General features: G+C 51.7%; 3 protein-coding genes. All 3 read right to left on the reverse strand.

From position 1 onward, the window contains the following. Positions 1-68: 68 nt before the first annotated feature. Positions 69-938, reverse strand: a complete 870-nt coding sequence (locus ACTRC3_RS11635; protein WP_021739912.1) for a VirB6/TrbL-like conjugal transfer protein, CD1112 family — start codon at positions 936-938, stop codon at positions 69-71. Between the two features lie 20 nt (positions 939-958). Continuing rightward, complete coding sequence (locus ACTRC3_RS11640) at positions 959-1,174, reverse strand: Maff2 family mobile element protein (RefSeq protein ID WP_005541840.1); 216 nt, start codon at positions 1,172-1,174, stop codon at positions 959-961. Between the two features lie 36 nt (positions 1,175-1,210). Continuing rightward, a partial coding sequence (locus ACTRC3_RS11645; RefSeq protein WP_440323179.1) for a VirD4-like conjugal transfer protein, CD1115 family occupies positions 1,211-2,623 on the reverse strand: 1,413 nt, incomplete at its 5' end.

Consider the following 2,623-nt stretch of genomic DNA (forward strand, 5'->3'; position numbering starts at 1 on the left):
CAGCACTTTGGATTTTACTTTCGTCAAATCCTTTGGAATGGTTACATACGCCAATTTATCAAGCCTCCTTAATGCGCTCCGAACAGGCTCTTAGAGAGGCTGCCGGTCTTGAACAGGGCGAAGCACAGCAGGACCGTGTAGCCCATGCAGGCCCATATCGCGCCTGAGATATTTCCGTCCGTGGCGATACTCTGTACCAAAACAGAGTAGATTCCCACGCACACCATGATTAGAAATGCCTGGAACGCCAATGCAAACAGGGATTTCAAGTAGTTCTGTCCTGTATGGCTCCAATCCCGGTTTGTCATAGTGGCAAGCGGAATCGGTCCAACGGAAGTTGTCAAATACACCTCGATCATGCGGCCGTAGATGACAAGCATGATACAGATGGAAAGGGCGTTCATGGTAAGTCCCACGAAAAGGGACTGGAACCACAGCCCGAACAGTTCTCCCGTGCCCAGGGCTTCAAGCTGCGCCTCCATATCCGTGATGACGCTACTGATATCAATGGAGGTATTCCCAATGATGACGCCTGCGCTGCTGTTCACAACGCTTTGCCCGACATCGAAGATACCCATGACGATATTCCATGTGTTCGTCACAATGAGAACGGCACAGAAGGTCTTGAAAATCCACTTGAAGAACATCCAGGTATCTACATCGTGCAGATTGTTTTTCTCTGTCACAAGCTGGATCAGCTCATAACACATTACGAATGTCAGGATAACCCCGGCGATTGGAACGATCACCGTTTCAGAGAGGTTTCGGATCATAGAAAAGACGCCGCTGTTCCATGCCAGCGGCGTCTGTCCCACTTCACCGGCGATCTCGCCTACTTTGGTATTGACCGTATCGAACATGCCCGACAGGTTTCCCGTGATCCCCTCGATGAGCAGCCCTCGGAGCCATTCATCGAGTTTGTCGAGTATGCCGCCCATAAGCGATCACCGTCGGACGATCAACCGAACAGGCCGGAGAGCAGAGGTACAAGGGTGATGCCGATGAGGGCGACACCGCCGCCGGCCATCAACTGTTTCATACCCTGGCTTTTGGAAGCAGGGTTGTCCTGACCGTAACCTTCCAGAAGGTTGATAACGCCCCAGATACCAAGACCTGCGCCCAGGGCCACTACGAGAGTCTGCAAAACACCAACTGCGCTGTTGAAAAATTCCATAAAATAATCCTCCTAAAAAATGTTTTTGATTTTAGGTTAAGTTGTTGCGTCAATCTCGTACACATCGAAGGTGTCCGTGGGTTTTACCACGGCACGCTGCTTCTTCATGTACCGTTCCATGTCAAAGACATTTTTAGGGTCGGCGTCGGCCGTGTATCTGTAATTCGGGTGCCGGGTGAGATCGTACTTGTCCGAAAGGAACGGGCGCACGCCCCGCAGCATGAAGATACACTTGCCGCCGTCCATCACTGCCAATTCGTCCTGGGTCATCAACTCCTTTCCTAATTTCTGATAACTGAGGCCGTGGGAAACCTGGCTGCCCCGGTTTTCGGACTGGTTATAGAGATCAATGGTCTCTTTCCCCAGCAGCTCCGAAATTTCCTTGAGCGTGGATTTCTCCTTGCCTCCCAAAAACAAGGTGCTGTCACAGTTACCGACGATGGTATCCGCCGCATCCTTGTAGATGGTCTTTAACTGGCTCTGCGACTGCAAAATAATAGAAGCCGATATCTCACGGCTTCGGATGGTGGCAATCAGCTTATCGAAGTTTGGTATCTGGCCGATGTTGGCAAACTCGTCCAGGATCAGACGGACATGGACGGGCAGCCGCCCACCGTAGAAGTCATCCGCCTTGTCGCAGAGCAGATTGAAAAGCTGACTATACATGAGGGCGGCCACGAAATTGAAAGTGCTGTCCGTATCTGACAGGATCACAAACAGCGCCGTCTTTTGGTCGCCCAGGGTATCCAGTTCCAGTTCGTCATATTCCATCAGGTCCCGCAGCTCCTTGATATCGAAGGGAGCAAGCCGGGCACCGCAGGAAATGAGGATGGACTTTAAGGTCTTGCCCGCCGCCATCTTGAATTTGCGGTACTGCTTGACGGCAAAGTGGTCCGGCTCCCGTTCCTCCAACTGAGAAAAGAGCAGGTCCACCGGGCTTTGATAAGTTTCGTCATCCTCTCTGGCTTCACTGGCATTGATAAGGTCCAGAAGTGTGATGAAGTTCTTTTCTTCCTCCGTGGCCTCATACCAGATGTAGCCGATCAGTGCGGAATAATAGAGGCGTTCTGCTTTGACCCAGAAATCTTCCGAAGATTTTTCGCCTTCGCCCTTCGTGTTCATAATCAGGGCGTTCACCAGCTTTAAGATATCTTTCTCTGATCGGATATAAGCCAGCGGATTGTATTTCATGGATTTTCGGAAGTTTATCAGGTTGAGGCACTTGATACGGTATTTCTTCCGTTCCAGGAAAGCGCCGATCTCCGGCAGCAAGGTTCCTTTCGGATCAGTGCAGACATAGGACGAATGAGCTTGCAGCAGCGACGGCTTACAGAAGAACCGCGTCTTGCCGCTGCCGGAACCGCCAATCACCAGCACATACTTGTTCCGGGCGGTCTTGGGGTCTTTTGGCCGCCCGGTCATGGTCAGGCGTTCGGTCTGGGTCAGCAG

It is taken from the genome of Laedolimicola sp. (genome assembly GCF_051972735.1).
Lineage (GTDB): Bacteria > Bacillota > Clostridia > Lachnospirales > Lachnospiraceae > Laedolimicola > Laedolimicola intestinihominis.